Here is a 24059-nt window from a genome sequence, read left to right on the forward strand (position 1 = left end):
CACCGCCCAATCCAGAGGAAAGCCGTCATGGCCGAAGTGAAGTCCGACATCGAGATCGCGCGCGCCGCCAGGAAGAAACCGATCCAGGAGATCGGCGCCAAGATCGGCATCCCGAACGAGCATCTCTTGCCCTATGGCCACGACAAGGCGAAGGTCTCGGCCGAGTTCATCAAGTCGGTGAAAGACAGGAAGGACGGCAAGCTGATCCTCGTCACCGCCATCAACCCGACGCCGGCCGGCGAAGGCAAGACCACCACCACGGTCGGCCTTGGCGATGGCCTCAATCGCATCGGCAAGAAGGCGATCGTCTGCATCCGCGAGGCCTCGCTCGGACCGAATTTCGGCGTCAAGGGCGGCGCCGCCGGCGGCGGCCTCGCCCAGGTGGTGCCGATGGAGGACATGAACCTTCACTTCACCGGCGACTTCCACGCCATCACCACGGCACACAACTTGCTTTCGGCACTGATCGATAACCACATCTACTGGGGCAACGAGCTCGGCATCGATACCCGCCGCGTCGCCTGGCGCCGCGTCATGGACATGAACGACCGGGCGCTGCGCGAGATCATCTGCTCGCTCGGCGGCGTCGCCAACGGTTATCCGCGCGAAGCCGGCTTCGACATCACCGTGGCTTCCGAAGTCATGGCGATCCTGTGCCTCTCCACCGACCTCAAGGACCTCGAGAAGCGCCTCGGCGACATCATCGTCGCCTACCGCCGCGACAAGTCGCCGGTCTATGCCCGCGACCTCAAGGCCGACGGCGCCATGGCAGTTCTGCTCAAGGACGCCATGCAGCCCAATTTGGTGCAGACGCTGGAGAACAACCCGGCCTTCGTGCATGGCGGCCCGTTCGCCAACATCGCGCATGGCTGCAACTCGGTCGTCGCCACCACGACAGCGCTGAAGCTTGCCGACTATGTCGTCACCGAAGCCGGCTTCGGCGCCGACCTCGGCGCGGAAAAGTTCTTCGACATCAAGTGTCGCAAGGCGGGGCTGAAGCCGTCGGCGGCGGTCATCGTCGCCACGGTGCGCGCCATGAAGATGAATGGCGGCGTCAAGAAGGAAGACCTCGGCAAGGAAAACATCGAGGCGGTCAAGAAAGGCTGCCTGAATCTCGGCCGCCATATCGAGAATGTGAAGCAGTTCGGCGTGCCGGCAGTGGTGGCGATCAACCACTTCACCACCGACACCGAAACCGAGATCCAGGCGATGAAGGACTTCGTCAAGGCGCAGGGCGCCGAGGCCATCCTGTGCAAGCACTGGGCGCAGGGCTCGGCAGGCATCGAGGACCTCGCCAGGAAGGTGGTCGAGATCGCAGAATCCGGCGCCTCACAGTTCTCGCCGCTCTACCCGGACGAGATGCCGCTGTTCGAGAAGGTCAACACCATCGTCAAGCGCATCTATCGCGGCGACGAGGCGATCGCTGACAAGTCGATCCGCGACCAGTTGCATGCCTGGGAGCAGGCCGGCTACGGCAATCTGCCGGTCTGCATGGCCAAGACTCAGTACTCGTTCTCGACCGACCCGAACCTGCGCGGCGCGCCGACCGGCCATACCGTGCCGGTGCGCGAGGTCAGGCTCTCGGCCGGCGCCGGCTTCGTCGTCATCATCTGCGGCGAGGTCATGACCATGCCGGGCCTGCCCAAGGCGCCGTCCTCGGAGAAGATCTTCTTGAACGAGACCGGCCAGATCGAGGGCCTGTTCTAGACGCTGCTCGAACTGAAAGCCCAAGGGCGCCGCCCCACCGCGGCGCCCTTTTTTCTTCGCCGGCTTTCACGCCACCGTGGGCGAGCCGAACTTCTTGATGCCGGCGACCGACATCGAGACGAACTGGTCGAGGATGGCGAAGAAGATATCGAGGCTGAAGCCGAACAGGAAAGCGAAGGTGAACAGGCTGAAGCCTATGCCGGTCACCTCGCCGCCGAGCTTGGTTCCCGGCGCCATGAACCAGGCTAGGATCATCCCGGCAAGCCCGCCCAGCGCAATGCGATGAATGAGCCGCGACAGCGGCGGATTGGGTAGGAGCGGGTTCAGGATCATGCGCATGTGGAACATGATGCCGCCAAGCGCGCCGTAAAGCGCGGGCAGGATCCACAGCGCATAGGGGCTGAGGACTTCGCTCAGCGTCTTGGCCTGCAGTGTCAGCGTCGAAATCGAATTCGGCGTGATGGTGATGACGCCTTCGCACTGCAGATCGCGTGTCGCCGCGTCGAAATCCGCGCTCACGTCTTCGACCATGCCGGTAGAACTGACGACTTGCATGCCGCCTTGAGTGTTGCCGTTGTTCCTGCAATCGAAATCCGACTGCTTGAGCGGCTGGCTGCTCCCGGCCCCGCTCTGCTGTTGCGCCAGCGCGATTTCCTGGCCGCAGAACTGGTCAATCGCCATCTGCCTGGGGTTCGAGAAATCAAGCAGCGCGCCCGCTTTGGCCGAGGAAGCCGAAAACTTGCAATAGGCCCATTGCATGCCCCAGAGCGGAAACGGCGCCTCCTGCGTCATGAACCCCTGCGCCCGCACCAGCAACGAGGAAAAACGCTGGTCGAGCGAATGCAGGTTGTCGACGGAATTGTAATAGGCGTCCTTCAGAAGCGTCAGATCGGTCGCCGACGCCTGCTGGGCGGCGGCCGAGCTCAATTGCTTCTTGGTCGCCCAGACCTGCCTGATCGACTGCCCGAACCGAGCGCTGAAATCGTTGTTGTCGATCTCCTGCAGCTCCGCGTTGATCGAGACGCCCCTGTTGTAGACATAGGTCAGCTTGCCGATGACGATCATCATCGTCACCGACAGGGCGATGAGGAAATAGGTCGCGAGCGCGGTCCGGCGCGACATGTCGCCCGGCGACCAGCCGGTGCGCAGCGCAGCCAGGGTTGAAAACGGCACGGTGCTGGAGCAGTCGTTGAGCACCGTTTGAAGTTTGACGACCTCGGGCTGGCTTGCGCTCGCGTCACTGAGTTTTTCCGCGTCGCCGATCGCAGCGAAGAGCGCGCTGTCCTTGAACACGCCGTAGCGGCCGTAGCCGGCAACCAGCTTGGCGTCGGCAAGCAACCCGGAGACAAGAGGATCGTGGAATGTCGTCATCGCGCCCCCCGACGACTAGCCCAGATAACCCTGCACGAAGCCATATTGCGACGGGCATCCGCAGGGATAGCCGGCCGGCCCGGGCGGTTGCGCCCAGCACCAGAAGAATTGGGTGAAGCAGATCGTGCCTGGCGCATGCGGCGGCACTTGCGCGAAGGCGGGCCACGGCAGCAGCGCCGCGCCGACAGCGAGGGTCAGGACGACCAAAGTTCGTGCAACGCGCGCCTTCAATCCAGCCCCCCGAGCCATCCGCGCTTATTCACATGCGCGGCGACTTTCTGAAAATACCGGAGCGGCGTCCGTGAAATGGCTCACGCTCTTGCTGGATATTTGGCGCCAGGAAAAAGGCGCCGCATCCTGGCGGCGCCCTTGCTTTTGAATGGCTTCGGGCTACGCGGCGTTCCGCTGCAGGGCCCGCTGGTTGGACGCATAGATCGTGTCGCGCTCGGGCAACTTCCCGGTTTTCAGGCAATCGATCCACTCGGCGGTCTTGAGCACCGCAGCGAAGCGCGACTGCAAGACGACGCTCACCACCCGGTGTATATCCTCGGCCGACGCGTAGCCGGCGCTGTTGGCATAGGGCACCGAGCCGCTGGCATCCGAGAGGAACTCGACGGCAAAGCCCATATGCACCGCGTGGATGATGGTCGACAGATCGCAGTTGTGGGTCATGTAGCCGACGACCGCGATCGTATCGATGGCGTTGGCGCGCAGCCAGGCTTCGAGATCCGTGCCGGTGATGGCCGAAGGCAGCGTCTTTTCGACATAGTGGTCGCGGCCGCGCCTGGCGATCTCGGCATGCAACTCGCCGCCATGGCTGCCCTTGGCGAATATCGGCGAGGTCTCGGGCGCCATCTGCTTGACGACGACGATTTTGATGCCGGCCGCCGCGGCGGCATCCATGGCGCGCGCCACATTGGCGACGGTCTCAGCGAATGGCGGATGCTGGATGGCGAGATTGCCGCCATTGTAGTCGTTCTGGACATCGACGACGACAAGCGCGCGGCGCGGCTGGGTGGCTGGTGCTGACATGGCGGTTTTCCTTTCGACCGGGTTGATGGGCGCTAAGCTAGGCCGACGGTTCGAGTCGAGAAAGTGTCCCGATTGACATCATTCGAAAAAATTGGGACATTCAACTTTCGACGAAACGATGCTTGCCATGAAGAACCCGATCATCGCCGCCGTCGCCTTCGACGGTATCAGCCCGTTCCACCTCTCCGTGCCGTGCCTGGTGTTCGGCACCGATCGAACCAGCCTTGGCCTGCCGCGCTTCGACTTCCGCGTCTGTGCGATGGACGAGAGACCCATTCATACCGATGCGGGGCTGAGCATTGTCGTGCCGCATGGGCTTTCCGCGCTCGACGAGGCCGACATCGTCATCATCCCGAGCTGGAAGGATCTCGAGGATCCCCTGGCCGCGCCGTTCAAGGATGCTCTGCAACGCGCGCATCGGCGTGGCGCTTTGATCGTGGGCTTGTGCCTCGGCACCTTCGCAATTGCCGGCGCCGGATTGCTTGCCGGGCGCAAGGCGACGACCCACTGGGCCTATACCGATCGATTGCAGAAGCTTCATCCTGACATCGCGATCGACGCTGACGTGCTCTATGTCGACGAGGGCGACATAATAACCTCGGCCGGCGTCGCCGCCGGGCTCGACTGCTGCCTGCACATCGTGCGCGCTCGCTACGGCGCGGAGGCCGCCCTTCGGCTTGCCCGCCATGTCGTGCTCTCGCCGCACCGGCAGGGCGGGCAGGCGCAGTTCATCGAGCGCCCGCTTGCGCCGACACCGAATGCCGACCGGTTCTCGCGCGCTCTCGACCAGGTGCGGGCGACACTCGGCGAACCGCACAGCCTCGACAGCGTCGCCGATGCGGCCGGCCTCACCCGCCGCACCTTCACGCGCCGCTTCCAGAAGTCGATAGGCACCAGTTTCGGCGACTGGCTTGCCGACCAGCGCGTGGCGCTTGCGCAGAGGCTGCTGGAACAGACGGACAAATCGATGGACATCGTGGCCTTCGAAGCTGGCTTCGGCAGCGCCACCTCGCTGCGCCAGCATTTCGCCGCGCGGCTCAGGACCTCGCCGAGGCAGTACCGGCGCGAGTTTTCCAGAAGCACCAAGGCGTCAGACGGACTCAGCCTTTTGTAACGGCCCGTGCCGGGTTGCCGAGGACGGTCGCGTTGGCCGGTACGTCGCGGGTCACCACCGCGCCCGCGCCGACGATGGCGCCCTCGCCTATGCTGACGCCGGCGAGGATCACCGCGCTGCCGCCGATCCAGGCATTGTCGCCGATCCTTACCGGCCTGGCGATCTCCAGCCCGGCCAGCCGGCCGGCAGCTTCGCGATGATGCTCGGCGCAGTAGATCTGCACATTGGGCCCCAGCATCGTCCCCTTGCCGATGCGCACCGGCGCGGTATCGAGGATGGTGCAGCCGGCATTGAGGAAGACGCCGTCGCCGAGATGGATGTTGAACCCGTACGCGCAATGGAACGGCGCCTCGATGCGAGCCTCCTCGCCGACGCCGCCGAGCAGCGCCCGCAGGGCCGGAGCGATGTTGCCGCGCTGCCGGGGCGGCAGGCTGTTGTGCTCGAACACCGCATCGCGCGCAGCGATGCGCAACGCCTCGAGCTCATCGTCGATGCAGGTGTACCATTCGCCCGCCGCCATCTTTATGCGTTCGCTTGTCGTCATGGTGGCCCTCCAGGTTTTCGTCTGCTGCCAAAGCATAATCGATCGTCTGACAAAAGCCCCGTAGCCAAACGCCTAGCTTGTGCTAGCCTGCCGTTCCGAGGCCATGCGAAGGTCTCGGTTTGAGGGGGCCGATCATGCTTTACATTCTCGCCCTGCTGATAGGCGTCATTGCCGGCCTGCGCGCCATGACCGCGCCCGCCGCCGTCGCCTGGGGTTCCTATCTCGGCTGGCTGCCGGTAACAGGCACCTGGGCGAGCTTCATGGGCCACTGGATCGCCGTCGGCATCTTCACCATTCTGGCCATCGTCGAGCTGATCGCCGACCAGCTGCCGTCGACGCCGAGCCGCAAGGTGCCGCCGCAGTTCGGCACCCGCATCGTCGTCGGCGCCTTCTGTGGCGCAGTCATCGGCGCGACCGCCGGCGCCACCATCGGTGGCCTGGTCGCCGGCGCGATCGGCGCGGTGATCGGCACGCTGGGCGGCGCCGAGGTCCGCGGCCGGCTGTCCGTCGCATTTGGCAAGGATCCGCCCGCCGCCTTCATCGAGGATGCGGTCGCCATCATCGGCGGGCTGCTCATCGTGGCGGCGGTCGCATGAGCGCAAAGAGCTTCGACGCCATCGTCATCGGCGCTGGCCAGGCCGGGCCGCCGCTTGTCGGCCGGCTCGAGGCCGCCGGCATGAAGGTCGCGCTGATCGAGCGCAAGTTCATCGGCGGCACCTGCGTCAACACCGGCTGCATGCCGACCAAGGCGATGGTAGCGAGCGCCTATGCCGCGCATCTCGCCCGCCGCGCCGCCGACTATGGCGTCGCGCTGTCGGGCCCGGTCGGCGTGGATTACAAGCGCATCAAGGCACGCAAGGACAAGGTCACCAACGACGCCCGCGGCAACCTCGAAAAATGGATCGCCGGAATGAAGGGCTGCACGCTTTATCGCGACCATGCCCGTTTCGTCACCGCCGACACGGTGCGCGTCGGCGATGAGCTGCTCACCGCGCCAAAAATCTTCCTCAACACCGGCGGCCGCGCCTCGGTGCCCGATCTGCCTGGCGTCAACGACGTGCCCTATCTCACCAATTCCTCGATGATGGATCTCGATGTGCTGCCCAGCCACCTGATCGTCATCGGCGGCAGCTATATCTCGCTCGAATTCGCGCAGATGTTCCGCCGCTTCGGCTCCGAGGTCACGGTGATCGAGAAGGCGCCGCGGCTGACCGGCCGCGAGGATGAAGACACCTCCGCCGCCATCCAATCGATACTCGAAAACGAAGGCATCGCCGTCCATGTCGGCGCGGACGACATCGCCTTTGCCAGACAAGGCAATGGGATCGCCGTCACCTTCGCCGCCGGCAAGCCGCCGGCGGTCGGCTCGCATGTGCTGCTGGCGCTGGGGCGCAAGCCCAACACCGACGATCTCGGCCTCGACAAGGCCGGCGTCGCGGTCGACCAGCGCGGCTATATCGTCGTCGACGACCAGTTGCGCACCAATGTGCCGGGCATCTGGGCGATGGGCGACTGCAACGGCAAGGGCGCCTTCACCCACACCTCCTACAACGACTTCGAGATCGTCGCCGCCAACCTGCTCGACAACGATCCGCGCAAGGTGAGCGACCGCATCGAAGCCTATGCGCTCTATATCGATCCGCCGCTCGGGCGCTGCGGCATGACGGAAGCCGCCGTGAAGAAATCAGGCCGCCGCGCGCTGGTCGGACAGCGGCCGATGACGCGTGTCGGCCGCGCGGTCGAGAAGGGCGAGACGCAAGGCTTCATGAAGATCCTGGCCGATGCCGACACCGGTGAAATCCTCGGCTGCTCCGTGCTCGGCCCGGGCGGCGACGAGGCGATCCACTGCGTGCTCGACCTCATGTACGCCAAGGCGCCGATCTCGACGCTGGCGCGCGCCATGCACATCCACCCCAATGTCTCGGAGCTGCTGCCGACCATCGCCCAGGAGCTGAAGCCGCTGGAGTAGAGCAATTCCGGAAAAAGGCGCAGCGGTTAGGCTCGGCAACTTCGCCGTAGCAAGGCTCGGCGTCTTCGCCGTAGCAAGGCTCGGCGTCTTCGCCGTAGCCACGCTGCCCCGACAACCCGGCGCGGCTGGACCACTCGACAGCCCGATCGCAACAATGCATGGCTGAAACCTCCTCACGCGGAGTATCCCATGCAGAAGACGATCGAACGCATCGCCGGCGACAGCGAGGGTGTCGCCTACGAATTTCCGGTCTTGCGCTTCGAGGGCAAGGACAAGGCGGCTCCTTCCGCCTATCTGCAGGCGGCGCTGCATGCCGGCGAGCTGCCGGGCGTCGTCGCCATCGACGCGCTGATGCCGATGCTGGCCAAGGCGGAGGCCGAGGGCCGCATCAAGGGCCCGATCACCATCGTACCCTGGGCCAACCCGATCGGCCGCGCGCAATATCATTTTGGCGAGCACCAGGGCCGCTTCAATCTCGGCACCCGCACCAACTTCAATCGCTCCTTTCCGCTGCTTGCCGCGCCCGACGCCAGGCTTCTGCCGGATGTCAGCCTCGGCGGCGCCGATCGCCGGCTGAAGAACCGGCTCGTCCAGCTCTCGCTCGGCAACGACATCGTGCTTGACCTCCACTGCGATGACGAAGGTCTGGCCTATCTCTACATCCACACCAGCCTGTGGCCGCATATGGCCGATTGCGCGGCCGCCATGGGCGCCGAAGCCGTCCTGCTGTGGAGCGAGGACGATACCGGCACCTTCGAAGGCGCCTCGATCATGCCCTACCAGAACGTGCCGGCGAGCGTCGCGCGCTTCGATCGCCGCGCCGTCACCACGGTCGAATATCGCGGCATGCTCGATGTCGACGCCGCCTTCGCCGCGGCCGATGCCGCGGGACTTTACCGACTGCTTGTGACGCGCGGCGTCGTCCAGGACTCATCCGTGCCGAAATTCGAGAAATTTTCCGGACCGGTCGTACCGCTGGAAAACATCGACATGATGCCTTCGCCCAGGGCCGGCGCGATCCTTTACGACGTCAAACCCGGCGACCGCGTCAAGAAAGGCGAAAGGCTGGCGACGATCGTCCACGCGCCCGGCGAGGCCGGCGGCCGCACGGAAGTGTTCGCCCCTCAGTCGGGCTTCATCCTGACCCGCCGCGCGCGCCGCATCATCCGCGCCGGCGAGGATCTTCTGAAGCTCGCCGGCGACGCCAGGAGCACCGACGCGCGCTCCGGCACGCTGGAAGACTGAGGCGTAGCGGCTTTCACCATCGCCGTGAAATCCAGTTGCATGGACCTCCATTCGCCGCTATGGGAGTCGCCATGAACATGCGTTCGAACAAGACCATTTGGTGGTGGGCTCGCTGACAGCGGCCTGTTCGTGCGTGTGCGCGTGAAAAAGAGGGTGGCCGCAGCGGAATATCCGGGCGGCCATTTGTTTTTTAACGCCATTCCCGGGTCCGTTGCCCAAGACGCTGATGGAGACGGCAATGACGACTAAAGTTCTGGACAACGGGGCCGAGCGCTTCATCACCGCGGGCGGCGTGACGATCACCCGCGAGCGGCACGACCGGCCCTATGAAGGCGCGATCGATGCCTATGTCGACGGCCTGAATTCGCGCCGCGGCGCGGTGTTTTCCTCCAACTACGAATATCCGGGCCGCTACACGCGCTGGGATACGGCCATCATCGATCCGCCGCTGGTGATCTCCGCCCGAGGGCGCACAATGCGCATCGAAGCGCTGAACAAGCGCGGCGAAGCGCTGTTGCCCGTGATCGGCAAGGCGCTTGGCGAGCTCGGTGATGTGACGATCGTCGAGACCTCGAAGACGCTCATCCGCCTCGATGTCGCCAAACCAGGCCGCGTCTTCACCGAGGAGGAGCGCAGCCGCGTACCGTCCGTGTTCACGGTGCTGCGCGCCATCACCGCGCTGTTCAAGACCGCCGAGGACGCCAATCTCGGCCTTTACGGCGCCTTCGGCTACGACCTAGCTTTCCAGTTCGATCCTGTCGACTACAAGCTCGAGCGCAAGGAGAGCCAGCGCGACCTGGTGCTGTTCCTGCCCGACGAGATCCTCGTCGTCGACCATTATTCGACCAAGGCCTGGACCGACCGCTACGACTATTCCGGCGACGGTTTTTCGACCGAGGGCTTGGCCCGCGATGCCCATGCCGAGCCGTTCAAGACCGCCGACCGCATCCCGCCGCGCGGCGACCATGAGCCAGGCGAATACGCCAACCTGGTGCGCCGCGCCATGGAGAGCTTCAAGCGCGGCGACCTGTTCGAGGTCGTGCCTGGACAGATGTTCTACGAGCGCTGCGAGACCCAGCCTTCCGACATCTCGCGCAAGCTGAAATCGATCAACCCCTCGCCCTATTCCTTCTTCATCAATCTCGGCGAGAACGAATATCTGATCGGTGCCTCGCCGGAGATGTTCGTGCGCGTCAACGGCCGCCGCGTCGAGACCTGCCCGATCTCCGGCACCATCAAACGCGGCGACGACGCCATTTCCGACAGCGAGCAGATCCTGAAGCTGCTTAACTCGAAGAAGGATGAGTCCGAGCTCACCATGTGCTCGGATGTCGACCGCAACGACAAGTCGCGCGTCTGCGAGCCGGGCTCCGTGCGCGTCATCGGCCGTCGCCAGATCGAGATGTATTCGCGCCTGATCCACACCGTCGACCATATCGAGGGCCGGCTGCGCGAAGGCATGGACGCCTTCGACGCGTTTCTCTCGCATGCCTGGGCGGTCACCGTCACCGGCGCGCCGAAACTGTGGGCCATGCGCTTCATCGAGCAGAACGAGAAGAGCCCGCGCGCCTGGTATGGCGGGGCGGTCGGCATGGTCAATTTCAACGGCGACATGAACACCGGGCTGACCTTGCGCACCATCCGCATCAAGGACGGCATCGCCGAGGTCCGCGCCGGCGCCACACTGCTTTTCGACAGCATTCCCGAGGAAGAAGAAGCCGAAACCGAACTGAAGGCATCCGCCATGCTCTCCGCTATCCGCGACGCAAAGACCGGCAACGCTACCGGAACCGAGCGCACCACCGCGCGCGTCGGCGACGGCGTCAACATCCTGCTGGTCGACCATGAGGACAGTTTCGTCCATACCTTGGCCAACTACTTCCGCCAGACCGGCGCCAACGTCTCCACGGTGCGCTCGCCGGTGCCGGAGGAGGTCTTCGAGCGGTTGAAGCCGGACCTCGTCGTGCTTTCGCCCGGCCCTGGCACGCCGAAGGATTTCGACTGCGCCGCCACCATCAGACGAGCGCGCAGCCGCGACCTGCCGATCTTCGGCGTCTGTCTCGGCCTGCAGGCATTGGCCGAGGCCTATGGCGGCGAGCTCAGGCAGTTGCACATCCCCATGCATGGCAAACCATCGCGCATCCGCATTTCGAAGCCCGGCATCATCTTCTCAGGCCTGCCCAAGGAAGTGACCGTCGGCCGCTATCACTCGATTTTCGCCGACCCGGTGCGCCTGCCCGACGGTTTCGTGGTGACCGCCGAAACCGAGGACGGCATCATCATGGCTTTCGAGCACCGCAAGGAGCCGATCGCGGCGGTGCAGTTCCATCCCGAATCGATCATGACGCTCGGTCACAATGCCGGCATGCGCATCATCGAAAACATTGTCGCGCATCTGCCGCGCAAGGCCAAGGAAAAGGCCGCCTAGGAACCATGGCTGTGACGCAGGACACGGTGGCGGCCGCGGCGAAAGCCGCGACCCGCGAGAAGATTGCCAGGCTTGCCTTCTGGTCGATCCTGGTCGCCTTCGTGGTGCTCGTCTTGAAGCTTGCCGCCTGGTACATCACCGGTTCCGTGGCGCTCTATTCCGACGCGCTGGAATCGATCGTCAACGTGATCGCATCGGCCGCCGCCTTCTGGGCGATCCAGGTCAGCTACAAGCCCGCCGACCAGGACCATCCCTTCGGCCATCACAAAGCCGAATATTTTTCCGCCGTCCTCGAAGGCGTGCTGATCGTCGTCGCGGCGCTGCTGATCCTCAACGAGGTCTGGCAGTCCTGGCAACATCCCGCCCCGCTGGAACAGCCTTGGCAGGGACTTGCCGTTAACGGCGTCGCGACGGTCATTAATGCGATCTGGGCCTGGACGCTGATCCGCGCCGGCCGGAATGCGAAGTCGCCTGCGCTTGTCGCCGACGGCCGGCACATCATGACCGACGTGGTAACGTCAGTCGGCGTGTTCGGCGGTCTTGTCGGTGCCGTGCTCACCGGCTGGCAGATCCTCGACCCGGCACTTGCCGTGATCGTCGCGCTCAACATTCTGTGGCAGGGCTGGCATGTCATCGGCTCGTCGATGAGCGGGCTGATGGACCGCGCCGTCGAAAACCATGAGCACATGCAGATCCGCAACATCATATCGGCCAATTCGAAGGGCGCGCTCGAGGTGCATGATCTCAAGACGCGCATTGCCGGGCGCGCCACCTTCATCGAGTTCCATCTGGTGGTCGACGCCGACATGACCGTCGGCGCCAGCCATGTCATCTGCGACCGCATCGAGGATGCGCTGAAAGCCGAGATCCCCTCGGTGCGCGTCACCATCCATGTCGAGCCGGACGACGAGGCGAAGCTGCCGAAAGGCACCGCGGCCGTGCCTTTCGCTTAGCAGAGCGCGAAGGTCCGTCGAGATTCAGGTCAGGCCGAGTCGAGAACGACGGCTTCCGAGAACCGGAGCGGAGCGTACTTGAAAGTACGTGAGCACCGGAAGCGCAGGAAGCCGTCGTTCGCAGGCCGGCCTCACCTGAATATCGGCAGACCTCACGGAGCACAGGCCGACTGCGGCATCGGCTGCAGCCGATAGACCTTGTCGTCGGACCTGGTCTTGCCATCCGCCGCCTTCGAGCAGAGATCGACAATTGCCACTGCATTGTTGGGGTTCGCGACCATCATCGTGCCGTTGACGCCGCGCTTGAGGAAGATCTCCTTCTGCGAGACGTCGCAGGAAAAATCGCTCATCTTGGAACTGGCCGAGCAGCGCCACTGATCGGCCTCGCCCTGGCAGGAATAGGTCTGCGTGACCTTTTTCCCTTTCTGCCTCGTCGTCACCGAAACGGCGACATCCGCCCCATCCGGCCAGTTCGCGGCATCGCCGCCGGCTGAGAAGGAGGCGAGCTCGACGGGTCCGCGAAACACGCGGATCGATTGCGTCAGCTGGTTGGGATGCGACTTCAGATGCGCATCGTCGTAGTCACGCCCGAAGCAGAAGGGCTGATCGGGCTTGAGCCGCACGCGCAGCGGCTCGCCCAGCGCAGGGTCGATCGGGTCGATGCGCGCGAACTCCGCCTTGCAGGTCTCGGCCGGCATCGGGTCCAGCTTGAAATTGTCGTCCTCGCTGCCCAGCGCCTGCTTGTTGTACTCGGCCTCGCCGAGCTGCTCTTCCGAATCCGGGTCGAGATAGACGTCTGGCGACAGGCCGGACAGAAGAAGCTTCCCCTTGTTGTCGACTTTCAGCGAAGCCAGTGTCCTGTCGCAGTCCATGCCGCAACGGATGCCGCTCGCCTTGTCGCTTGGATCCTCGTTGTTGCACCAGCTGCTCGCCCATTCCGGCTTCTTGGCGCCGCGCACCGTTGTGGTGAGAAAGCCGTTATAGGACGTATCCTGGTTGGCGGCGGGTTCTTCGTTCGTCCGGCTGACCGGGTCATGGCCGTAGAAGAAGAAGATGCGCGCCACCTTCTGGCGCGGATGCGCCTTGAGATGGGCGGCGTCGTAGACACGGCCGAAGCAGGCGTCGGCGCCGGTCGGGCTGAGCTCGGGAAGCTTGGGCGGCTGTTCGGCGCGCGCCGCGCCGAACGAAGCGGCAAAGGCGGCGCAAAGCACCACCGCCATGGTCCTCGATGTCATGTGATCCTCCTCCCACCGACAGGACTTGGATATGCTAGTCTAGGAGTGCCGCCTGGACCATGCAAAATCGCGAGCGCGGCGAACGGAGGATACGATGCTGCGCCGTGACATTTTTCGAGCCGGCCTCGCAGGCGCCGCGGGCCTTTTCGGCCTGGGCCGGGCAAATGCGGCAACGCCTGAGGGGCGGCTGAAAGTCGCCTATCACCTCAGCGACGCCGACAAGGTCAACTTCGTCCTCGGCAACATCAAGAACCACTATGAAGGCACCGGCGGCAATGTCGACATCGTGCTCGTGGTGCACGGTCCGGCTCTGGCCGCCTTCAAAGTCAAGGGCGCTTCCGGCGCTGTTTCCAGCCGCTTTGCCGGCCTTGTCCAGCAGGGACTTGTGCCGCAAGCCTGCGGCAACACCTTGCACGGCATGGATATCACGCTGACCGACCTGCTGGCGGGCTTCGAGCTTGCCGACAAGGGCGGCGTCGTGAAGCTCGCCGAACTGCAGCATCAGGGCTATGTCTATCTCAGGCCCTGAATGCGCCCGCACTGAACGCCAACACTTGAACGCCGGGCCGGCAATGGCCTACGAAGGATGGCAACCCGGAGACCAGCCGACATGACGACACTTGCCATCCCCGATCTTGCCGGCAAGGCGGTGCTGGTCACCGGCGCTTCGACCGGGATCGGCGCGGCACTTGCCCGTGCCTATGCGGCGCAGAAATGCCGCGTCGCGCTGCATTTCAATGCAAGCCGCGCTCCCGCCGAAACCGTGGCCGGATCCATTCGCGACGGTGGCGGCGAGGTGTTCCTGGTCCAGGGCGACTTCTCGAAACCTGCCGACGTCGAGCGTGTGGTCGAAGAGAGCGCAAACCATTTCGGCCGGCTCGACGGCCTGGTCAACAATGCCGGCGGCATGCTTGGCCGCGTCGCCTATGCCGACCAGGACGAGGCGCATTACGACGCCGTGATGGACCTCAATGCGCGCTCTGTCCTGACCGCTTCGCGCAAGGCGATCCCCTGGCTGAAGCGCCAGGGTGGCTTCATCATCAACACCACCTCGATCGCCGCCCGCAACGGCGCCGGCGGCGGCGCCGGCCTCTACGGGTCGTCCAAGGCCTTCGTTTCCAACGTGACGCGCGGCATGGCCAAGGAACTGATCGGCTTCGGCATCCGCGTCAACGCCGTGGCGCCGGGCACTATCCTGACGCCCTTTCACGAACGCTATTCGAGCGCCGAGCAGATCAAAGCCATGGTCGCCACCATTCCGCAAGGGCGCGCCGGAGCGCCCGAGGATTGCGTCGGCGCCTATCTGTTCCTGTCGTCCGACCTGTTGAGCGGTTACATTATCGGCCAGGTGATCGAGGTGAATGGCGGCCAGTTGATGCCGTGAGCTGGCGATTGCATACTTGATGCAGCGTGCAACCTGGAGGGAGAGCAAGGGCATGTACGGACTGATCGGCAAGATGCGGGCGGCGCGCGGCCAGCGCGATGCGGTCATGGACGTGCTGCGCGAAAGCACCGGCGCTCTCCCCGGTTGCCTGAGCTACATCATCGCCACCGATCCGGCCGACGCCGACGCCATCTGGGTCACGGAAGTGTGGACCGACCAGGCGAGCCACAAGGCCTCGCTGCAGCTGCCGGAAGTCCAGGCGGCGATCGCCAGGGCGCGTCCCTTCATCGCCGGCTTCGAATTCCAGATCGAGACCCATCCCGTTGGCGGCTTCGGCCTTCCAGCGCCCGAAAAGGCCGGGTGAAATCGCCGCTGCGGCGCAGAACGTCGACATCTCTTTCGTCATGGCCTTGCAGACGGCGCGCTTCCTGGTCGTGCTGCTGATTGTGCCAAGCGTAGCCAGGCTGGTGGCGCGAAACGTCGGGGCTTGATCCGGGGTATCCAATGCCAAGGGAATTCCAGGAAACGTGCTCGGCGGTTTTCCGTTCGGAATTGCGTAAAATCAGAAAGTTGGAGCAAGTCAGCAATCCATCAGGATGCTGAATTGCTCGACGAGCAAGGGAATTGCCAATGAACCGCCGTTTGAACGCCGTCGATCTTTCCGGCCGCATCGCCGTGGTGACGGGCGGCGCGCAAGGCATCGGCTTTGCGGTCGCCCGGCGCCTGTTGTCGTCGGGCGCCGGCGTTGCCATCTGGGACGTCGACCAGGCCGCAATGACCCGGGCTGTCGCCGAGCTCGCTTCGCTCGGCCGCGTTGAAGCCATTCTCTGCGACCAGTCCCAGATCGAGGCCGTCGATCGCGCTGCCGCCGCGACTGAGCGCTCACTTGGCCCCGTCGATCTCCTGGTCAACAATGCCGGCATTGCCGGGCCGGCGGCGACCGTGGCGGACTACGACCCCGCCGCCTGGCGTCAGATCGTCGATATCGACCTCAACGGCGTCTTCTACTGCTGCCGGCGCCTGGTGCCCGGCATGGTCGCGCGCAATTACGGCCGCATCGTCAACATCTCCTCGGTGGCCGGCAAGGAAGGCAATCCGAATGCCGCCGCCTATTCGGCCGCCAAGGCCGGCGTGCTGGCGCTGACCAAGTCGCTCGGCAAGGAGCTCGCGGGACACGACATCGCCGTCAACGCGCTGACCCCCTCGCCCGCCCGTACCAGAATTCTCGAGCAGCTCACGGAAGCGCAGGTCGCTTATATGCTCGGCAAAGTGCCGCGCGGCCGCTTCGTCGAGGTGGAAGAGGCCGCCGCGATGATCGTCTTCATGCTGTCGGACGAGAACTCTTTCACCACCGGCGCAACCTTCGATCTCTCCGGCGGCCGCGCGACCTACTGACCATCCCCGCGGAGCTTCGTTTGGATTGCCGGGCCTATCGCCCCGCCGCAAGCCTCTCGGGAAGAAAATCGACGAAGACCCGGACCTTCGGCGAAAGATGGCGATTGGACGGCCACAGCATGCGGAACTGGCCGCGGCCGTCGACATGATCGTCGAGCACGGTGCGCAGCCTGCCGTCATGCAGCGCCTCCCGAGCCAGGAAGTCGGGCATGCAGGCGATGCCGAGACCGGCAATCGTCGCGCCCTTCAATGCCTCCATGTTGTTGCAGGTCAGCATCGAACGGATCTGCGGCTCGGCGCTCCCGGTGATGAACGGCCAGTTGAGCAGCCTGCCGCTGTTGAGAAAGCGGAAGTGTATCCCGAAATGTGCCGCTAGATCCGCCGGCGTGCCGGGCGTGCCATGGCGATCGAGATAGGAGGCGGCCGCGCACAAGATCATGCGAAAGGGCGCGACCGGCCTCGACACCAATCGCGAATCGGGCAGCTCGCCGCTGCGGATCGCGACATCGATACCCTCGTCGATGACGTCGACGATGCGATCGTTGAAATCGATGTCGAGCTCGATCTCGGGATAGCGGGCCATGAACTCCGACAGCACCGGCAAGAGCAGATGATAGGTGACGATCGGCGTTGAGATGCGCAGCCGGCCATGCGGCGTTTCGCGTGTCCGCGACAGCATCGCCTCCGCGTCTTCTATGTCGTCAAGGATGCGGCGCACCCGCTCGTTGAACAGCTTGCCCTCCTCGGTCAGACCTATGCGCCGCGTGCTGCGCTGCAGGAGACGCACGCCGAGTTCCTGCTCGAGCCGGGCGACGCTCTTGCCCACGGCGGAGGCGGAAATGCCGAGCGCATGTCCGGCGGCGACGAAACTGCCGAGCTCGGCGGTGCGGGCGAAAGCCAGAAGGCCGTTGAGACGATCCATGGTGAACCTATTCGAGCGTTTTGTTCCGAGATGAACGGAGATTTAATACTATTTTGCCGGAAACGTCGCCGCCCTATCTTGTCGTTGCGATCGGCTGTGCCAGTCAGGACATGCCGGCAAATCCCGCCTCGGATAGGAAAATCCATGACTTTGATGACCAGAACCGGCCCGGCCGGCAGATGGCTCGTGCTGCTGTCGGTTTGCCTCGCAGCCATGACGATGCCGTTGAGCTTCACCGGTCCCGCCGTGGCGCTGTCCCGCATTGCCGCCGATCACGGCGGCAGTCCGATCGAGCTCAATTGGGTGACCAATGCCTTCATGCTGACCTTCGGCGCCGGCCTGATGGCGGCCGGAGCGCTGGCTGACAACCATGGCCGCAAGCGGATCTTCCTCGCCGGCCTCGCCGCCTATTCCCTAGCCGCGCTGGGCTGCATGCTGGCGCCAGGCATCGTCTGGTTCGATTCCTTCAGAGCTCTGCAAGGCGTTGGCGGCGCTGCCGCCTTCGCCGGCGGTGCCTCCGCGCTTGCGCAGGAATTCGACGGCCAATCGCGTTTGCGCGCCTTCAGCTTCCTCGGCACCAGCTTCGGCATCGGCCTTGCCTTCGGCTCTGTTGCCTCCGGCCTGCTCATCGACGCGTTCGGCTGGCGCGCGATCTTTCTTCTGGTGGCGGTGCTTGGCGTTGCCGCCGCCGCGCTCGGCCTGCGCACCGTCGCCGAATCGCGCGACCCGGACGCAACCGGGCTTGACTGGGCGGGAGCCGCCACCTTCACCATCGCGCTTGCCGCGCTGACCTGCGGCGTGCTGCAGGCGCCCCAGAGCGGTTGGGCCAATCCCCTCGTCATCGCCCTCCTCGGCGTTGCAGCCATCTTCTTTGCCGCCTTCGTCATTGTCGAGCGGCGGGTGCGCCGGCCGATGCTGGACCTGACGCTGTTTCGCTTCCCGCGTTTCGTCGGCGTGCAGTTCCTGGCCGCCGCACCTGCCTATGCCTTCGTCGTCTTGCTCGTGCTCCTGCCGATCCGCTTCATCGGCATTGAGGAGATGAGCGAGATCAAGGCGGGGCAATTGATGATCTGCCTGTCCGGGCCGCTGCTGATCTTGCCGCTGCTGGCCGGCCAGGCGGCACGCCGGATCGCCCCGGCCACCATCTGCGGTGTGGGCCTCCTCGTCGCCGCGGCCGGCCTGGTCTGGCTCAGTTGCGTGCCCGTGGCGGACAACGCGCTGCTGCTCCCGCTGGTCTTGGTCGGCATCGGCATCGCCTTGCCCTGGGGGCTGATGGACGGACTTGCCGTCAGCGTCATGCCAAAGGAGCGCGCCGGCATGGCGGTCGGCATATTCAACACCACCCGCGTCGCCAGCGAGGGCGTGGCCCTGGCTATCGTCATGGCGGCCTTGTCCGGTTTCACGGCCACGCAGCTTGGCGCTCAAGGATTGGCCTCGCCTGCCGAAGCGGCCGCGGCGGCACAGCTACTGGCAACCGGCAATATCAGCGAAGCGGTGCAACATCTACACTTGGCCGACGCCAGTGCCCTGGTCCAAGCCTATGAGACGGCTTTCGACCGGCTGCTCATCGTGCTGGCGACGATCACCGTGCTCACCGCCGTCGTCGTCTTCTTCGGCTTGCGTCGCGGATCGCCGTCGCAACAAGACGTCGCGCCTGTCCCGGCCTGCCTGGAAGGCTGACGCCATGTGACGCCGTCAAGTCCGGCGAGGTATCAAAAAAAATACTTGACTCTCTTACTCATATTTGAGAGCGCGAAGGCGCAACCAAACATGAGGATTGGAGACAAGTTAATGACGAAGCGGTCGAGGACGTGGCGCCGGGGATTATCATTGCTGGCGGGCAGCGCCATCCTTGGCCATGCCTGGCCGACAATTGCCCAGGAAGGCGGCGACGCCACCGTTCTCGACAGGATCGAGGTGACCGCCGAGAGCAACGAGATCCTGAAGCAGGACGGCTACGTCGCGAAGAAGGACCGCATCGGCACCAAGACCGACACGCCGATCGCCAGGATCCCGCAGGCGGTCTCGGTCGTCACGCAGAAGCAGATCGAGGACCAGAAGCCGCGTACACTGAACGACGCGCTGGGCTACACGGCCAGCGCCAATCCAAACAGCTTCGGTTTCGACACGCGCTACGACGCCTTCTTCCTGCGAGGCTTCCAGGCCTTCTACAACGGCATGTTCCGCGACGGGCTGCGCCAGTACAACGGCCCTTCCGCCTGGTTCAAGACAGAACCTTACGGCATCGAGGGCGTCACCATCCTGAAGGGACCGGCCTCCTCGCTTTACGGCGTCAGCGGTCCGGGCGGCATCGTCAATGTCGTCACCAAACGCCCCAAGGACGAGCCGTTCCATGAGATCGAGTTGCTGGCCGGCGAGCACAACCGCTTCCAGGCGGCGCTCGATGCTTCCGGGCCGGTCAATGACGACGGCAGCATCCTCTATCGCTTCACCAGCCTCGGCCGTCTGAGCGAGACCGGCCTGCCCGACTATCCCGACGATAAACCCTATCTGGCGCCGGCCGTCACTTTCAAGCCGGACGAGGACACCAAGCTCACCATCCTCGGCGAATATTCGAAGTCCGTCACCGGCGGCACCGCGGCCTTCTACAACTCCGCCTATGGCGTGCTGTCGAACGTCTATGAAGGCGATGCGTCCTGGAATAATTTCACCCAGGATCAGGGGCGCATCGGCTACGAGTTCGAGCACCGCTTCAATGACTGGCTGACCGTGCGCCAGAACCTGCGCTACAACGCCGTCGACTCGGATATCGAATATAGCGGCCATTACTCGATCGGCGCCGATCAGCCGCTTGAGCGCTACTGGGGCCACTATACCGAGACGATGAAGAACTTCGTCGTCGACAACATGGCGCAGCTCGAATTCGACACGGGTCCGGTGCGGCACACCGTGATTGCCGGCATCGACTATGCCTGGTCGGACTATGACGCCGGCAGCGGGCTCTCCTATGTCTCGGTCGAGGATATCAAGGCCGCCCCCGTCCCCCATTCCGGCGGGCAGGAGATGAACCAGCTCGGCGTCTACCTGCACGACCAGATGGAGTGGAACGATTTCACCCTGTTCACCAGCGGCCGCTACGACTGGGTCGACACCACCTCCACCGCGGCGGATTTCAGTCAGTCGAAGCAGAAGGACAGCGCCTTCTCCGGCCGCGTCGGCCTGTCCTACCGGACCGAATGGGGCATCATCCCCTACGTCAACTATTCGACCTCGTTCTCTCCCAACATCGGCTTCGTCTATGACGACGTCTCGAGTTCCGTCAGCCGCGTCGCCCGCCCGACCATTGCCACGCAGACGGAGATCGGCGTCAAATACGAGGTCCCCGACCACAACGCGACCGTCAGCGCCGCGCTGTTCGACATCGACCAGAAGGACGGCGTCGTCTTCGACGCCTCCACCGGCATCAACAAGCAGCGCCAGCTCGACCTCAACTCGCGCGGCGTCGAGCTGGAAGCCAATGCCTCACTCGATAATGGCTTCAGCGTCATCGCCTCCTACACGTATCTGGGCGTGAAGATCGAACGCGGCGCCGAAGGCACCGACGGCAAGGAACTGTCGGCCACGCCGAACCACATCCTGTCGCTCTGGGGCCATTACCAGTTCGAGAACGGCACGCTTGAAGGGCTTGGGCTCGGCGCTGGCGTGCGTTTCGCCGGCGCGAGCTACGGCGACGACACCAATACTTTCAAGAACGACGCGCGCGCCTTCGTCGATGCCTCGCTGTCCTATGATTTCGGCTATCGCAACCCGAGGCTCGAAGGCGTGAAGCTGCAGATCAACGCCAAGAACCTGTTCGACAACCAGCAGGCAATTTGCTCGGCCGGCTATTGCTACCGCGACGAGGGCCGCTCGCTGTTCGGCAGCCTGCGCTATCGCTTCTGATGTCGGTCTCCGTCTCGAACCGGGCCGCCTCGTCGCCGGCCGCCATCGTCGCCGCGATCGGCGGCCTCTATGTGGCGCAAAGCGTGATCGGCGGCATCACCTGGACGGGTCTCCCGGCCGTGATGCGCGACCAGGGCCTGCCGCTCGACCGCATCGGCCTGCTCACCCTGATCGCCCTGCCATGGGCGCTGAAGTTCCTGTGGTCGCCGGCGGTGGAGCGCTACCGGCTTCCGCCAGCGGGCAGGAATCGCACCGGCGCGATCGTCCTCATCGGCGGCCTCATCTCCATCGCCGGACTGCTGGCCATGGCCCAGTTCGGTCCCGCCGCCTTCTGGCCGGTCGTCGCCTGCCTGACGGTGGTCGCCTTTGCCGCCTCGACGGTCGACATCGCCTGCGATGGCTTTGCGGTGCAGAACCTTGCCGGCAAAAATCTCGGCTGGGGCAATGCCGCCCAGGTCGGCGGCGCCTATTTCGGCTCGGCGATCGGCGCCGGTCTTTTCCTCTATCTGGTCGAAATCCACGGCTGGCGCGCGGCGGTGTCGGCGATGGCCTCGCTGCTGGTGCTGCTCGGCATGCCCTTCCTGCTCGGCATCGCCGGCCGATCGCGCGAGGAAGTGCGCGAACACGTGCCCGCGCTCGGCACGGCGCTGCGGCGCCCGCAGATACGCCGCGGTCTGGCGGCGTCGGCGATCTACGTTCTGGCGCAGAAAGGGGCGCTGACCATGCTCGGCCCGTTTCTGGTCGATGCCGGGCTCAGCCTTTCCACGATCGGCCTGGTCAACGGTGTCGGCAGCATGGTTCTCGGCGGCGCGGCCGCCCTTGCCGGCGGCGCTCTTGTCCGATGGCTGGGCACGCGCAGCGTGCTTGTGCTCGCGCTTATGCTGCAGGCCGGATCGCTGTTCATCCTCGCGGCCTTCGCGCTTTCCGGCGTTTTCCCGGCAGGCCCGCTGGCGGCCGTCGCGACGCTGAGTTCCTCGGGCATCATGGCGCTCGGCTTCGTGGCGCTCTATGCGCAGTTCATGCGCTGGTCGGATCCGAAGCAGGCAGGGGTCGATTTCACGCTTTTCCAGTGCATGGATGCCTTGGTCAGCATGGCGGGCGGCATCCTGGCCGGCTATGCGGCGCAGCATCTGGGCTATGGCGCACTGTTCGGCGGCGCGGGCGTCGTCGCGCTGCTGGCGGTGCCGGCCATCGCCATGGTCAGCGATCGCAACTAAAAGATTGAACTATTCCTCGCCGGCACCGTCTCCGCCCGACGCGCCGCGGCGCCAATAGGCGGTGACAAGATGCCGGTTGCGCGACAGGGCCCATTCCTTGCGCACGGTCCGGCGGATGTCGCGGAAGTCGGCGAACTCGCATCCGGCCCAGACAAAGAGATCGTCGGCCCCGCGGCCGCGCTCGCGCAGCGCTTCCGGCAGCAGGCCGGCCCGGCCTGCTTCGCGGCCATACCGATAAAGCCAATGGACAGCGATGTTCTCGCCCGCCGCCAGCGTCACCCGGTCTTGCGGACCGTCAACCTCGATGAAGGCCTCGGCACGGACGGACGGCGCAAGCTCTTCCAGCATCCGGCCGATCGCCGGAAGCGCGGTATCGTCGCCCAGAAGAAGCAGGTTTGATGCCTCGGGCACATCGCCGCCGCCGGGGCCGATCATGCCGATGATGTCGCCGGCTCTCGCATTCTGCGCGAAACTCGCAGCCGGCGTCTCGGCGCCGGGATGCAGCACGAAATCGATGTCGAGCCAACCCTCGGCCACGTCCAGCGCGCGGATTGTGTAGACGCGGATGGTGAGCGCATCCTCGCCCGACGGCCAGACGATCAGGCCGTCCGCGCCCATGGTCGGCCAAACCGGCTGCCGTCCGGCCGGCGGCAGCAGAAGCCGAACATGAAATCCGCCATGGGCGAAGCGGCCGAGGGCGCGGCCGGAGAAGCGCACGCGTTGCATATGCGGCGACAACCGTGTCGAGGACAGGACCGATATCTCGCGGAAGAATATCGGCGTGCCGGCATCCATGCCGTCTCCTTGCCAGCGCAGGCCTTCGGTGGTGCGGAGATGCGCGGCGATGTGGCCGGCGAAGATCATCTTCATGTAGGAGAGGCAGGTCTCGTCCTCCGCCGCGACACGGACCAGCACGCCGCGGTCGTCGAATGAGGCATTCAACGTGCCGTAATGCATGCGGAATTCCCATTGGCCGGCAACGCCGGTGTCGTTTTCATAGTCGCCGTGCTCGGCGCGCAGCCTGTCCATCACCGCGCGGATGTCGTCGTTTTGGATACGGGTTTGCGCGCCCAAGAGCTTCATCGCCGGGCCTTCCGATATCGACGAGATCGGCCGAAGCCCGATATCGCCGCGCCGGCATGCCACAGCGCCGGCGGCATTGCCACAAAAACATGATTATAATGATCATATTTTTGGACGATGCCGCACGAAGGTCGCGACGCATCCGTTCTTCAGCTGATGACCAGGCTCGCGATCCGGTCGCCGTTGAGCGTGAAGGCCATGTCGCCCTCGCCGTTGAAGCCGTTGCCGGTCACGGCGACGCGGGCATGATAGACGCCGTCGCGCTTCGCGATGCGAACGATGCGAAGGTTGGACTGCACGCCGATATTGTCCGACTGGTTCCACCGCGCGACGCCATCGCGGCCACGGAAATCGCGACCCCAGTCGCTGAGGAAAGCATCGTCTGTGAATGTGGCCAGAAAGGCTTCGGTATCGGCGGCGTTGGTCGCTTCGACAAAGCGACGGATCGGATCGGGTGTGGTCATTGGTCCGTACACTTTGAGGTGTGTTGAGCTTCAGGTCAGGCCGAGACGAAAATGGTGGCTTCCGAGAACCGGCCTTCGCCGGCCGTAGCCTTC

Annotated in this window: 22 protein-coding genes and 1 pseudogene; 15 read left to right on the top strand and 8 right to left on the bottom strand. The window is 64.7% G+C overall.

The window, feature by feature from the left end; genetic code table 11:
* Positions 1 to 27: 27 nt before the first annotated feature.
* Complete coding sequence (locus LB520_RS04905; protein WP_095766469.1) at positions 28 to 1707, top strand: formate--tetrahydrofolate ligase; 1680 nt, start codon at positions 28 to 30, stop codon at positions 1705 to 1707.
* 66 nt (positions 1708 to 1773) lie between these two features.
* On the opposite strand, the gene LB520_RS04910 is transcribed toward LB520_RS04905, so the two are convergent.
* From LB520_RS04910 to LB520_RS04920, 3 genes are all read right to left on the bottom strand, one after another.
* On the bottom strand, positions 1774 to 3078 hold the full coding sequence (locus tag LB520_RS04910; RefSeq protein ID WP_224636645.1) for a hypothetical protein: 1305 nt from the start codon (positions 3076 to 3078) through the stop codon (positions 1774 to 1776).
* A gap of 15 nt (positions 3079 to 3093) precedes the next feature.
* On the bottom strand, positions 3094 to 3309 hold the full coding sequence (locus tag LB520_RS04915; RefSeq protein ID WP_140838766.1) for a hypothetical protein: 216 nt from the start codon (positions 3307 to 3309) through the stop codon (positions 3094 to 3096).
* A 159-nt stretch (positions 3310 to 3468) separates the two neighbouring features.
* Positions 3469 to 4110, bottom strand: coding sequence for a cysteine hydrolase family protein (locus LB520_RS04920; protein ID WP_224636647.1), 642 nt, complete (start codon positions 4108 to 4110; stop codon positions 3469 to 3471).
* A 127-nt stretch (positions 4111 to 4237) separates the two neighbouring features.
* Between LB520_RS04920 and LB520_RS04925 the strand changes: the two genes are divergently transcribed.
* On the top strand, positions 4238 to 5224 hold the full coding sequence (locus LB520_RS04925) for a helix-turn-helix domain-containing protein (RefSeq protein ID WP_224636649.1): 987 nt from the start codon (positions 4238 to 4240) through the stop codon (positions 5222 to 5224).
* Here the strand turns inward: LB520_RS04925 and LB520_RS04930 are convergent.
* A complete protein-coding gene (locus tag LB520_RS04930; protein ID WP_224636650.1) occupies positions 5211 to 5768 on the bottom strand; it encodes a sugar O-acetyltransferase in 558 nt (185 codons plus the stop codon). The genes LB520_RS04925 and LB520_RS04930 overlap by 14 nt on opposite strands.
* A 134-nt stretch (positions 5769 to 5902) precedes the next feature.
* Between LB520_RS04930 and LB520_RS04935 the strand changes: the two genes are divergently transcribed.
* The 5 genes from LB520_RS04935 to LB520_RS04955 all read left to right on the top strand — a co-directional run bounded on the left by LB520_RS04935 (position 5903) and on the right by LB520_RS04955 (position 12363).
* A complete protein-coding gene (locus tag LB520_RS04935) occupies positions 5903 to 6364 on the top strand; it encodes a DUF4126 domain-containing protein (RefSeq protein ID WP_224636651.1) in 462 nt (153 codons plus the stop codon).
* Positions 6361 to 7737, top strand: coding sequence for an FAD-containing oxidoreductase (locus LB520_RS04940; protein WP_140838776.1), 1377 nt, complete (start codon positions 6361 to 6363; stop codon positions 7735 to 7737). Before LB520_RS04935 ends, LB520_RS04940 begins: the two co-directional genes overlap by 4 nt.
* Before the next feature lie 189 nt (positions 7738 to 7926).
* Positions 7927 to 8982 carry a succinylglutamate desuccinylase/aspartoacylase family protein gene (locus LB520_RS04945; RefSeq protein WP_224524524.1) on the top strand — a complete coding sequence of 352 codons (1056 nt, stop codon included), beginning with the start codon at positions 7927 to 7929 and terminating at the stop codon, positions 8980 to 8982.
* Between the two features lie 238 nt (positions 8983 to 9220).
* On the top strand, positions 9221 to 11410 hold the full coding sequence (locus tag LB520_RS04950; RefSeq protein WP_224524521.1) for an anthranilate synthase: 2190 nt from the start codon (positions 9221 to 9223) through the stop codon (positions 11408 to 11410).
* A 5-nt stretch (positions 11411 to 11415) separates the two neighbouring features.
* Positions 11416 to 12363 (top strand): cation diffusion facilitator family transporter, encoded by a 948-nt coding sequence (locus LB520_RS04955; protein ID WP_224636652.1) that lies wholly within the window; start codon positions 11416 to 11418, stop codon positions 12361 to 12363.
* A 152-nt stretch (positions 12364 to 12515) separates the two neighbouring features.
* Here the strand turns inward: LB520_RS04955 and LB520_RS04960 are convergent, their stop codons facing one another.
* A complete protein-coding gene (locus LB520_RS04960) occupies positions 12516 to 13598 on the bottom strand; it encodes a hypothetical protein (protein WP_224524516.1) in 1083 nt (360 codons plus the stop codon).
* Between the two features lie 94 nt (positions 13599 to 13692).
* Between LB520_RS04960 and LB520_RS04965 the strand changes: the two genes are divergently transcribed.
* The 5 genes and pseudogenes from LB520_RS04965 (at position 13693) to LB520_RS04985 (ending at position 16377) form a co-directional block, all read left to right on the top strand.
* Positions 13693 to 14127: a DsrE family protein gene (locus LB520_RS04965; protein ID WP_224524513.1), complete on the top strand. Its 435-nt coding sequence runs from the start codon at positions 13693 to 13695 to the stop codon at positions 14125 to 14127.
* 81 nt (positions 14128 to 14208) lie between these two features.
* Positions 14209 to 14982 carry an SDR family NAD(P)-dependent oxidoreductase gene (locus LB520_RS04970; protein ID WP_224636653.1) on the top strand — a complete coding sequence of 258 codons (774 nt, stop codon included), beginning with the start codon at positions 14209 to 14211 and terminating at the stop codon, positions 14980 to 14982.
* Positions 14983 to 15034: 52 nt separating this feature from the next.
* Positions 15035 to 15346: a putative quinol monooxygenase gene (locus LB520_RS04975; RefSeq protein WP_095766458.1), complete on the top strand. Its 312-nt coding sequence runs from the start codon at positions 15035 to 15037 to the stop codon at positions 15344 to 15346.
* A 1-nt stretch (position 15347) separates the two neighbouring features.
* Positions 15348 to 15473, top strand: a pseudogene (locus tag LB520_RS04980) (AbrB family transcriptional regulator); the annotation flags it as partial.
* 151 nt (positions 15474 to 15624) lie between these two features.
* Positions 15625 to 16377, top strand: a complete 753-nt coding sequence (locus tag LB520_RS04985) for an SDR family NAD(P)-dependent oxidoreductase (RefSeq protein ID WP_224636869.1) — start codon at positions 15625 to 15627, stop codon at positions 16375 to 16377.
* A 34-nt stretch (positions 16378 to 16411) separates the two neighbouring features.
* On the opposite strand, the gene LB520_RS04990 is transcribed toward LB520_RS04985, so the two are convergent.
* Complete coding sequence (locus tag LB520_RS04990) at positions 16412 to 17299, bottom strand: LysR family transcriptional regulator (protein WP_224636654.1); 888 nt, start codon at positions 17297 to 17299, stop codon at positions 16412 to 16414.
* Positions 17300 to 17443: 144 nt separating this feature from the next.
* Here LB520_RS04990 and LB520_RS04995 point away from each other — a divergent pair, with 144 nt between their 5' ends.
* The 3 genes from LB520_RS04995 to LB520_RS05005 all read left to right on the top strand — a co-directional run bounded on the left by LB520_RS04995 (position 17444) and on the right by LB520_RS05005 (position 22419).
* Positions 17444 to 18979 (top strand): MFS transporter, encoded by a 1536-nt coding sequence (locus LB520_RS04995; protein ID WP_224636655.1) that lies wholly within the window; start codon positions 17444 to 17446, stop codon positions 18977 to 18979.
* Positions 18980 to 19090: 111 nt separating this feature from the next.
* Entirely contained in the window at positions 19091 to 21202 is a 2112-nt protein-coding gene (locus LB520_RS05000; RefSeq protein WP_224636656.1) for a TonB-dependent siderophore receptor, read from the top strand.
* Positions 21202 to 22419, top strand: coding sequence for an MFS transporter (locus LB520_RS05005; protein WP_224636657.1), 1218 nt, complete (start codon positions 21202 to 21204; stop codon positions 22417 to 22419). Before LB520_RS05000 ends, LB520_RS05005 begins: the two co-directional genes overlap by 1 nt.
* Before the next feature lie 9 nt (positions 22420 to 22428).
* On the opposite strand, the gene LB520_RS05010 is transcribed toward LB520_RS05005, so the two are convergent.
* Positions 22429 to 23502 (bottom strand): siderophore-interacting protein, encoded by a 1074-nt coding sequence (locus LB520_RS05010; RefSeq protein ID WP_224636658.1) that lies wholly within the window; start codon positions 23500 to 23502, stop codon positions 22429 to 22431.
* 149 nt (positions 23503 to 23651) lie between these two features.
* On the bottom strand, positions 23652 to 23966 hold the full coding sequence (locus LB520_RS05015; RefSeq protein ID WP_224636659.1) for a nuclear transport factor 2 family protein: 315 nt from the start codon (positions 23964 to 23966) through the stop codon (positions 23652 to 23654).
* Positions 23967 to 24059 lie beyond the last annotated feature (93 nt).

Source organism: Mesorhizobium sp. CA12, assembly GCF_020165255.1.
GTDB lineage: Bacteria > Pseudomonadota > Alphaproteobacteria > Rhizobiales > Rhizobiaceae > Mesorhizobium.

Coding starts and splice junctions, on each gene's coding strand:
- LB520_RS04905 (WP_095766469.1), top strand. CDS start 28: ATGGCCGAAGTGAAGTCCGACATCGAGATCGCGCGCGCCGCCAGGAAG.
- LB520_RS04910 (WP_224636645.1), bottom strand. CDS start 3,078: ATGACGACATTCCACGATCCTCTTGTCTCCGGGTTGCTTGCCGACGCC.
- LB520_RS04920 (WP_224636647.1), bottom strand. CDS start 4,110: ATGTCAGCACCAGCCACCCAGCCGCGCCGCGCGCTTGTCGTCGTCGAT.
- LB520_RS04925 (WP_224636649.1), top strand. CDS start 4,238: ATGAAGAACCCGATCATCGCCGCCGTCGCCTTCGACGGTATCAGCCCG.
- LB520_RS04930 (WP_224636650.1), bottom strand. CDS start 5,768: ATGACGACAAGCGAACGCATAAAGATGGCGGCGGGCGAATGGTACACC.
- LB520_RS04935 (WP_224636651.1), top strand. CDS start 5,903: ATGCTTTACATTCTCGCCCTGCTGATAGGCGTCATTGCCGGCCTGCGC.
- LB520_RS04940 (WP_140838776.1), top strand. CDS start 6,361: ATGAGCGCAAAGAGCTTCGACGCCATCGTCATCGGCGCTGGCCAGGCC.
- LB520_RS04945 (WP_224524524.1), top strand. CDS start 7,927: ATGCAGAAGACGATCGAACGCATCGCCGGCGACAGCGAGGGTGTCGCC.
- LB520_RS04950 (WP_224524521.1), top strand. CDS start 9,221: ATGACGACTAAAGTTCTGGACAACGGGGCCGAGCGCTTCATCACCGCG.
- LB520_RS04955 (WP_224636652.1), top strand. CDS start 11,416: ATGGCTGTGACGCAGGACACGGTGGCGGCCGCGGCGAAAGCCGCGACC.
- LB520_RS04960 (WP_224524516.1), bottom strand. CDS start 13,598: ATGACATCGAGGACCATGGCGGTGGTGCTTTGCGCCGCCTTTGCCGCT.
- LB520_RS04965 (WP_224524513.1), top strand. CDS start 13,693: ATGCTGCGCCGTGACATTTTTCGAGCCGGCCTCGCAGGCGCCGCGGGC.
- LB520_RS04970 (WP_224636653.1), top strand. CDS start 14,209: ATGACGACACTTGCCATCCCCGATCTTGCCGGCAAGGCGGTGCTGGTC.
- LB520_RS04975 (WP_095766458.1), top strand. CDS start 15,035: ATGTACGGACTGATCGGCAAGATGCGGGCGGCGCGCGGCCAGCGCGAT.
- LB520_RS04990 (WP_224636654.1), bottom strand. CDS start 17,299: ATGGATCGTCTCAACGGCCTTCTGGCTTTCGCCCGCACCGCCGAGCTC.
- LB520_RS04995 (WP_224636655.1), top strand. CDS start 17,444: ATGACTTTGATGACCAGAACCGGCCCGGCCGGCAGATGGCTCGTGCTG.
- LB520_RS05000 (WP_224636656.1), top strand. CDS start 19,091: ATGACGAAGCGGTCGAGGACGTGGCGCCGGGGATTATCATTGCTGGCG.
- LB520_RS05005 (WP_224636657.1), top strand. CDS start 21,202: ATGTCGGTCTCCGTCTCGAACCGGGCCGCCTCGTCGCCGGCCGCCATC.
- LB520_RS05010 (WP_224636658.1), bottom strand. CDS start 23,502: ATGAAGCTCTTGGGCGCGCAAACCCGTATCCAAAACGACGACATCCGC.
- LB520_RS05015 (WP_224636659.1), bottom strand. CDS start 23,966: ATGACCACACCCGATCCGATCCGTCGCTTTGTCGAAGCGACCAACGCC.